The sequence below is a fragment of the Aquabacterium sp. genome (assembly GCF_004297345.1).
Classification (GTDB): Bacteria; Pseudomonadota; Gammaproteobacteria; order Burkholderiales; family Burkholderiaceae_C; genus Aquabacterium.
On the sequence record NZ_SCTN01000259.1, the window covers coordinates 1 to 7,990 of the forward strand.

13 protein-coding genes are annotated in these 7,990 nt (G+C 62.4%); 2 read left to right on the forward strand and 11 right to left on the reverse strand.

The genetic code is table 11. From position 1 onward, the window contains the following. The 3 genes from EPO09_RS09185 to EPO09_RS09195 all read right to left on the reverse strand — a co-directional run. Positions 1 to 248: iron-sulfur cluster biosynthesis family protein (locus EPO09_RS09185; RefSeq protein WP_290642378.1), on the reverse strand; the 248-nt coding region annotated here is incomplete at its 3' end. Positions 249 to 295: 47 nt separating this feature from the next. Beyond that, positions 296 to 733 carry a Fe-S cluster assembly scaffold IscU gene (iscU, locus tag EPO09_RS09190; RefSeq protein ID WP_290642380.1) on the reverse strand — a complete coding sequence of 146 codons (438 nt, stop codon included), beginning with the start codon at positions 731 to 733 and terminating at the stop codon, positions 296 to 298. Positions 734 to 779: 46 nt separating this feature from the next. Then, positions 780 to 2,006, reverse strand: coding sequence for an IscS subfamily cysteine desulfurase (locus tag EPO09_RS09195; RefSeq protein ID WP_290642382.1), 1,227 nt, complete (start codon positions 2,004 to 2,006; stop codon positions 780 to 782). 122 nt (positions 2,007 to 2,128) lie between these two features. Here EPO09_RS09195 and EPO09_RS09200 point away from each other — a divergent pair, with 122 nt between their 5' ends. Together EPO09_RS09200 and EPO09_RS09205 are read left to right on the forward strand one after the other, a co-directional pair. Continuing rightward, positions 2,129 to 2,329: a hypothetical protein gene (locus EPO09_RS09200; protein WP_290642384.1), complete on the forward strand. Its 201-nt coding sequence runs from the start codon at positions 2,129 to 2,131 to the stop codon at positions 2,327 to 2,329. Continuing rightward, positions 2,316 to 2,552, forward strand: a complete 237-nt coding sequence (locus tag EPO09_RS09205) for a zinc ribbon domain-containing protein (RefSeq protein WP_290642385.1) — start codon at positions 2,316 to 2,318, stop codon at positions 2,550 to 2,552. The genes EPO09_RS09200 and EPO09_RS09205 overlap by 14 nt, the downstream gene beginning before the upstream one ends. Positions 2,553 to 2,565: 13 nt before the next feature. On the opposite strand, the gene EPO09_RS09210 is transcribed toward EPO09_RS09205, so the two are convergent. From EPO09_RS09210 to EPO09_RS09245, 8 genes are all read right to left on the reverse strand, one after another. Then, positions 2,566 to 2,931 carry a hypothetical protein gene (locus EPO09_RS09210; protein ID WP_290642387.1) on the reverse strand — a complete coding sequence of 122 codons (366 nt, stop codon included), beginning with the start codon at positions 2,929 to 2,931 and terminating at the stop codon, positions 2,566 to 2,568. Positions 2,932 to 2,938: 7 nt separating this feature from the next. Then, positions 2,939 to 4,534, reverse strand: coding sequence for an FAD-dependent oxidoreductase (locus EPO09_RS09215; protein ID WP_290642389.1), 1,596 nt, complete (start codon positions 4,532 to 4,534; stop codon positions 2,939 to 2,941). Between the two features lie 21 nt (positions 4,535 to 4,555). Beyond that, positions 4,556 to 4,852, reverse strand: a complete 297-nt coding sequence (locus EPO09_RS09220; protein WP_290642391.1) for a 2Fe-2S iron-sulfur cluster-binding protein — start codon at positions 4,850 to 4,852, stop codon at positions 4,556 to 4,558. Positions 4,853 to 4,886: 34 nt separating this feature from the next. Next, positions 4,887 to 5,759, reverse strand: a complete 873-nt coding sequence (locus EPO09_RS09225; protein WP_290642393.1) for an SIR2 family protein — start codon at positions 5,757 to 5,759, stop codon at positions 4,887 to 4,889. A gap of 16 nt (positions 5,760 to 5,775) precedes the next feature. Further along, positions 5,776 to 6,963, reverse strand: a complete 1,188-nt coding sequence (locus EPO09_RS09230; RefSeq protein WP_290642394.1) for a DegT/DnrJ/EryC1/StrS aminotransferase family protein — start codon at positions 6,961 to 6,963, stop codon at positions 5,776 to 5,778. 22 nt (positions 6,964 to 6,985) lie between these two features. Continuing rightward, a complete protein-coding gene (locus EPO09_RS09235) occupies positions 6,986 to 7,249 on the reverse strand; it encodes a hypothetical protein (protein WP_290642396.1) in 264 nt (87 codons plus the stop codon). A gap of 23 nt (positions 7,250 to 7,272) precedes the next feature. Continuing rightward, the gene (gene nifT, locus EPO09_RS09240) at positions 7,273 to 7,494 is read right to left on the reverse strand and encodes a putative nitrogen fixation protein NifT (RefSeq protein WP_290642398.1); all 222 of its coding nucleotides are present in this window, start codon (positions 7,492 to 7,494) and stop codon (positions 7,273 to 7,275) included. Further along, a partial coding sequence (locus tag EPO09_RS09245) for an aminotransferase class V-fold PLP-dependent enzyme (protein WP_290642400.1) occupies positions 7,491 to 7,990 on the reverse strand: 500 nt, incomplete at its 5' end. The genes EPO09_RS09245 and nifT, both read right to left, overlap by 4 nt.

A 7,990-nucleotide genomic window follows, 5' to 3' on the forward strand; every position in this document is an offset into this window, starting at 1 on the left:
GCATCGATGACCATGGTCACGCCATCTCGGTCGATGCGGGTGTCGTCGTCGTTGAGCTGGTCGTCGAAGGCAAAGCCGTACTGGAAGCCCGAGCAGCCGCCGCCGGTCACGTACAGACGCAGCTTGAGCTGAGGGTTGCCTTCTTCGGCGATCAGTTCACTGACCTTGGCAGCGGCTGCGGCGCTGAAGTTCAGGGGGGCGGGCGGCATGTCCAGGCCGGCGGACGGTGTGGTCAGAACGGTTTCCATCGTCGAACTCCTTGATTGGTGAGACGAAAAAATCTGTGCAGGCGCGGTCAGTTGGGGCTGCACACGGGTTGATCTGCCAGCGTGGTGGGCTGTGTGGCACCTTGCGACGCCTTCTGCTGGTAGTCGGCCACCGCTGCCTTGATGGCGTCTTCGGCCAGGATGGAGCAGTGGATCTTGACCGGGGGCAGCGCGAGCTCTTCGGCGATCTGCGTGTTCTTGATGGACAGGGCCTCGTCGAGCGTTTTGCCGCGTACCCATTCCGTGACCAGCGAGCTCGACGCGATGGCCGATCCGCAGCCATAGGTTTTGAAGCGAGCGTCTTCGATCACGCCCGTGCTGGGGTTGACCTTGATCTGCAGTTTCATCACGTCGCCGCAGGCAGGTGCACCGACCATGCCGGTGGCCACACCTTCTTCATCGGCGCCGAAAGAGCCGACGTTGCGCGGGTTCTCGTAGTGGTCAATGACCTTGTCGCTGTATGCCATGTTCAATCTCCGTATCTCTGGAAATGTCAGTTAGCCGAGGCCGCCATCAATGCGCTGCCCATTGAATGGTGGTGAGGTCGATGCCTGCTTGCACCATGTCCCACAGCGGGCTCATCTCGCGCAACTTGCTGACGACATCGCTCACGCGGGCGATCACAAAGTCGATTTCTTCGGCCGTTGTGTAGCGGCCGATCGTGAAGCGCACCGAGCTGTGCGCGAGTTCGTCGCTGCGGCCCATGGCGCGCAGCACATAGCTGGGCTCCAGGCTGGCCGAGGTGCATGCCGAGCCAGACGACACCGCGATGTCCTTCAAGCCCATCAGCAGCGACTCACCTTCGACGTAGTTGAAGCTCATGTTGAGGTGATTGGGCGTGCGGCTCTCCACGTCGCCATTGAGGTGGACCTGGTCAATGCGGGACAAGCCGGCCCACAGCCGATCACGCAGGCTACGGATGCGTTCGAGCTCCATGCCCATCTCTTTGGCCGCGAGGTGGAAGGCCTCGCCCATGCCGACGATCTGGTGAGTGGGCAATGTGCCGGAGCGCATGCCCCGCTCGTGGCCGCCGCCGTGCATCTGCGCCTCGATGCGGATGCGCGGCTTGCGACGCACGTACAGCGCGCCAATGCCTTTGGGGCCATAGCTCTTGTGTGCGGACATCGACATCAGGTCGATGGGCAGATCGCTCAGGTCGATGTGGACTTTGCCTGTGGCCTGTGCGGCATCCACATGAAAGACCACGCCTTGACTGCGGCAGATGTCGCCCAATGCTTTCACGTCCTGGATGACACCGGTTTCGTTGTTGACGAACATGACAGAGGCCAGCACCGTGTCCGGCCGCAGGGCGGCCTTGAACTGTTCGATGTTGAGCAGACCGTTGTCCATGACGGGCAGTATGGTGATGTCCCAGCCTTCGCGTTCCAATTCGCGCATGGTGTCGAGCACAGCCTTGTGCTCGGTGGCCACGGTGATCAGGTGCTTGCCTTTGGACTTGTAGAACTGGGCGGCACCCTTGATGGCGAGGTTGTTGCTCTCGGTCGCGCCGGAGGTCCAGACGATTTCGCGCGGGTCCGCTCCAATCAGCAGGGCCACTTGTTCACGGGCCAGCTCGACAGCCTCTTCTGCGGCCCAACCGTATGCATGCGAGCGGCTGGCGGGGTTGCCAAAGCGTTCGCTCAGGTAGGGGATCATTTTGGCTACCACGCGTGGGTCGACGGGCGTCGTCGCCGCGTAGTCCAGGTAGACGGGGCGGTTGGGCTGCACGTTCAGCGTCATGAGAGCTCCTTGTTCTGTGCGGTCGATGGACCGAGGCTGCTGAACACCTCATTGCAAGCGCAATGCCAAGCCCGGTGTTTTTCTTAAGTTGTTGATTTCATTTGATAAAGCTCAAAGTGACCATGAAGGCAGTAGTGAATTGCTTCGCACAAGGTCATGTGGTTTTTGTCGGGATTGTTGGCATGGTCATGCACCGAGTGACCGGCGTTGGCGCGTGTCGCGGCAGGCTGCCCAAGGGCGTGGTGACCCTTGCCTGGCAGGGCATTGATCTTGCAAAAGCACCGTTGAACGTGATTGCAAGGAATGCTCATGCCGATTTATGAATACCACTGCCCGACGTGTGACAAGCGCTTTGAACTGCTGGTGCGCAGCAGCACGATTGCGGCCTGCCCTCAATGTGGCTCGACCGCAGTCGACAAGTGCGTGAGCGCCCCTCAGCCACCAAGCAAGAGCGCGGGCATCATCAAGCGGGCACGCCAGCGTGCCGCCGCAGAAGGGCACTTCAGCAACAGCTCTCAGGCCGAGCGCAACAAGCTGCTCAGTTGAGCCACGCCCTTGTTTATCGGGCAGGCGGCCGCATCTTGAACCAGTCAGGATGCTGCTGCTGGTAGACGCGCAGCCACATCATCAAAGCTGGTGTCAGTGCACGCGAGCAGAACACCAATGCTTCGTCCAGTTCGACCTTTGTCGACCCGGACAGCGCCTTGCCCACGGTGGCCATGCCAGACCAATCGATTTCGGGCATGGCCTCGCGCATGTCAGAGGGCAAGGCCGTGGCTGCTTCAAGCATGAGACGCATCTGCCGCGTGACTTCCTGTCGCGTCAGGCGCGAAGCCAGCAGTTCGCTGTCCTGCACACCTTCAACCAGCGTGAGCACGGCGATGCCGGCTTCTTCGATTGTCTTGAACAAGGCAGCGGCGTACATCGGGCTCTCAATGTGTAGAGGATGAGTTGGTGTCGCCTGGCGAGCGCGTGTGGAGAAGATCGTTCGTGGCCCAGGCGAATTCCATCCAGGCTGCGGCGAGATCGGCCGTGATGGCGCGCAGGTAGTCCCCGCTTGGATGGTGTTCGTCTTCGAAGTTGGACAAGGCGCATGAGGCTGCATTGAAAGCCAGAGCTTCGTCCACCAAAGACTTGCTGAAGCCAGAGAAGGCCTTCAGGACCTTGGGCGTGAACTCGTCCTTGTCGGGCGCCGAGGGCGGGGCGACATACACGTCCAGCCGGGCTAGCTGTTCCAGGGCCCGGGTGTAGGTCTGCTCGACGGCGGCCAGCACGGCTCTTTGGGTGACGCGGTCCCGGTCTTGCCTGGACAGCATCTGGTTGAGGTGTTGTCGGTAGCGCGGCATCGCCTGGTTTCGCTCGCAGGCCACCCACTCATGAAACCGCATCAGTGCCTCTTCCAGGCCGCCGGTTGTCAGTGGGGTGATGTGGCGCACCGGGCGCAGGAAGTCGGCCAGGCGTGCGGCCGATTCGAGCGCACCTTCCATGTGCCCTGCGGCCTGACGGGCCGTCTCCGTGCCCCCAAAGAACAGCCGACCTCCCCAGTGAGGGCGCCGCAGCACTGGGGCTGCCTGGGGTGGAAAGGTCGATGTGTCCTGTCGATCCAGGTCACTGCAGGTCCAGGGGTCTTGTGCCCAGTCCTTGCTGACAACGTCATCACGCTGCGCCTCAAGGCCATACAGTTGCGCAAACTGGCTGCTCACCAGCAAGGGCATGCTGCGGGCAAACTGAGGGCGCGCATCAGGCGGGATCGCGTGAAAGCCGGCGAGTGCGGCGCCGTGCTCGTCGCTGGCATCCCAGAGTTCACGCAGCACGGCTTGTGCATGGCTGACGAAGGCGCTGCCTGAGTAGCCCTGGTCCAGCCAGAAGGGGCGCCCATAGCGGGCGAAAGATTTGGCTTCGCGGGCCATCCAGGTTGAGACCTGGCTCATGGCATCCATCGTGGCATCTGGCAGCTCGGGCTGAAAGCGAATGTGCTGCAGCATCAGGCGTGGCGGCATGGCCAGCACAACCTTTCTGGCTTTGACGGCCACAGCGTGGACGACCGAGGTGGCGTCTTGCTCGGCTGCGGCGACATGCAATTCCACATGGGTGCCGCAATCGATGACTGACAGCACACGATGGCCCAGCTTGATCGTTTCGACGGGCAGGTCGGTGGTCAAGGTGTCAATCAGCCTTTGCATGCCGCCTGACAAACGGCGTGCGCCCCCGTGGATGCCTTGGGTGGGCAGGACTTCCGCAGGTCTGCTCGGATCAGCCAGATGGAGCGCCTCGCCTTGGTCGGGTTGCGCAAAGTGACGCAAGCCCAAGGCATCGACGAGATTGGCTATGCGAGGCTCCGTGTCAGGCCAGAACCAGCTGGCACCCATGTCTACCGTGGCGCCGCCAGCAGGGGGCACATCGCTGAAGATGCGACCACCTGCCCGTTCGCGGGCTTCGTAGATCACGACACTCGAACCTTCGGCCAGAAGGGACTTGGCCAGCGCCAACCCTGTGAGACCGGCACCGACAATGGCAACGTCGATCATGATGGCCTCCGGTTCGGTGCGTCAGACGAAGCTCAGCAGTTCGACGGTCACGGGCTCTTCGCCCAGCGTGGCCTGGCAGGCCAGACGCGATTTGGAACTCACGCCGACCAGGGCGTCAAGCTTCTCGTTTTCCGTGCGCTGGATCTTGGACAGGCTCTTGCGGCCTTCCTGAATGAAGACATGGCAGGCGCCGCACTGGGCCTTGCCGTCGCACTTGCTCATGATGGCGGCCCCGGCAGCCTTGATGGCGGCCATCAGCGTGGTGCCAGGTGCGGCGTCGGTGGTGATGCCGGCGGGGAGGATGGTGAGTGTGGTCATGGTGCTTCTCCGTTGGGTGTCAAAAAAAGGTGAATCAAGCCGCGCAGAGCAGGGCTGCAACGTCGGCCAAAGGCAAGTCAATGCGTGTGACCTTGTTTTCTTCAAGGAAGCGGGCTTCCATGCGCGTGGGTTCGTGGGCCAGCACCGCCCAGTGGCGATCACCCGAACGCTTCATGATCTGGCGCGCAAAGCTGCGGGTGAGCTGGTCGTTGAAGCGGCAACCCAGGAAGAGGAGGCCACGGCCTTTGCGCAGTTCCTGCACTTCGGCAGGGATGGGCGTCTGGATGTCGATTTCAGTGAGTACCTCCACATAGTCCGAATCGGATACGAGGTAGTTGCTTGCCGGGTTGCGGCCGCCGATGGGGCGATAGACCAGGGACTTCCAAGCCGGCGAGCAGCTCTCGGCCAGTTGGCCCTGTGCGTCGTAGAAAGCCGTCCAGGTGCCGAAGTGCTCCGACTGAGACAAGCCCTGTACCTGTCCCCAGTCTCCCTGACGAAGCTGGGCAAACGCTTTCACCAGCGTGTCGTCGTACCAGCTCTCGACCACCAGTGGCGGTGCGAGCTTCGCGATCCATTCATGCAGGGGGCTGGGTGCGGGCGCTTTGCTGAAGGCCTCGTCCATCTGGTTGACCAGGCTCTTGCGGTGCTTGAAGTTCTCGATGTATTGCGCCGCTTGCGTGAGGCGGTTGCGGATCTTGTGTGGCACGGTGACCTTGGCCGTGAGCAGGGCCACGAGCGCCTCGGGTGTCGATGGCACCGGGGCGTCGGGAATCAGGTCCAGCAAGCCAGGGCCCAGATAGGGAATGATCTTGCCGTCCTTCAGGCCGCTTCGGACCTGTGGCAGCCATTCATCGAGAGGGGCAGCCTGGGTGGCCTGGCTGCTGGAGGGTGCGTCAACGACGGGCATGATCTTTTCCTTTTCTTCAATAGATGGCCGCACCCGCACCCACATTCACCGACGCATCCTTGAGCGTCTTGACGATGTACTTGACCTCGTCTTCATCAAGATGGGTGTGGAAGGGCAGCGTGAGCGAGCGATCGGCGATGCGCTCGGTGTTGGGCAGCAGGCCGCGATGCCAGCCAGCTTGCTGGTAGTAAAACTGCTGGTGCAGCGGCACGCAGTAGATGGCCGACTCGACCGAGTTGGCGTCCATGTCTTCGATGATCTGATTGCGGGCGCTACCAGTGAAACGCTTGCCCAGATGAATCATGTAGAGCATCCAGTGCACTTCATCGATGTGCTCGGCCAGATAGGGCGGCTTGATGCCCTCGAAGCTTTGCATCTCCTTGTGGTACCAGGCCTCGACCTGTTTGCGCTTCATCAGGATCTCATCGATGCGGCGCAACTGGGCCAGGCCGATCGCTGCATCGAGATCGCTCATGCTGGCCTGCCATGGCACGCGGCTGCCAACGGACACCGAGGTACGGTCACTGAGGCGGCGCTCACGCAGATAACCCAGCTCGCTGGCGATCGTCGGATCGTCTGTCAACACCATGCCGCCCTGGCCACAGCACAGTGCCGACGGCTGCGAGAAATCGAAAATGGCCACATCGCCAAAGCTGCCCGTGAGTTGGCCCTGGTAGCGTGAACCGATGGCTTCCGTGCTGTCTTCGATGAGCCTGAGCTGGTGCTGGTCCGCCAGATGGCGCAGGGCCTGCCAATCGGCCGGATGGCCATTGATGTTGCTGGCCAGGATGGCCTTGGTCCTGGGGGTGATCTTCTCGGCGGCTTTGACCGGGTCGATGCAGCCAGACCAGTAATCGATGTCTGCCAGGATGGGGGTAGCCCCGACGATGGAGATGGCGTGCGCGATCTGATGCCAGGCGTAGGCCGCGGTGATGACCTCATCGCCCGGGCCAATGCCCAGGACCTTGAGCGACAGGCACAGGCCCAGTGTGCCGCTGCCAACCGCGGCAGCGTGCTGGCGGCCCACATAGCTCGCCATGGCTTGTTCGAAGGCCAGCACGTTCGGGCCGGCCGATAGCTGGTTGCTGCGCAGCGTCATCACGGTGGCTTCGAGCTCGTCGGTCGTGATGTCCGGGTCGGACAGGAAGATCCAGTCGCCCAGGTCGTCGGCCGTGTGGGCCGCGGTGTCGGTTTGTGTGTCCATGGCGTGTCCTTGCAGCGAGAACTCAGTGAGGCGTCAGCACGAAAGCCGATGCCTGGTCGGGCTCACGCGTGACCGACCAGCAATGGCCGTCCGTGGCCATGAGGTAGAGCGCACCCTTGCCATCAACCTGTGCCACAGGCTGTTCGCCACGCATGTCGAAGGCGTCGAGCACCAGGGCCCGCAAGGGCGCGAACTGCTCGCGGATGGTGGCGGCCGCAGCCCGCACGGTGGCTGACTCGCCCATGATGGACGCGGCTTGATTGATCTGTTCAGATGTGATGGCCATCTCGTTCTCCTGATGCGGCTGGCTCAGACTTCCTCGCCTGTTGTCAGGCGCTTGGCCTCGACCGTGATGGGCAGCCTGGTGTCGTCGGGCATCTCGGGCAGGGCCAGTTGCCAGCCGTTGGCCAGCGTGACCGTGCCACCCCACATGGTGGGTTTGTCCATCTGGGTGATGGGCTCTTCCAGGTCTTTCTTGGGCACGTAGACAGACAAAATGCCGTCGCTGCCCTTGCGGATCATGATCTTCATGCGAATACTCCAGAGGGTTGATGGATGGGAGTGGCGTGTTCAGCCATGAGGGGCGCCAGCTCCAACGGCAGGCGTTCCAGCACGGTCTGGATCTGCTGCATGGTGTTGTGGGTGGAGAGGCTGAAGCGCACGGCGCACATCGCTTCGTCACGGGGCACGCCCATGGCGATCAGAACAGGCGATGGCTCGTTGCCCGAGGCCGAGCAGGCCGCGCCCGAGGAGGCCATCACGCCCATGCGGTCCAGACGTTGCAGGACGACGTCGGCGTGCACATGGCCGAAGCGCACATAGCTGGTGTTGGGCAAGCGCGGCGCCTGAGCCCCGAAGACAACCGTGCCTGGTAGTGCCGCCATCAAGCCATGTTCCAGCGCGTCGCGTTGGCGGGCCTGCTGTGAGGTTTGCGCCACCCATTGCTCGGAGGGCATGGTGATCTTTTCTGCAGCAGCACCCATGCCCAGGATGCCCGGCAGGTTCTCTGTGCCTCCCCTGCGCGCCC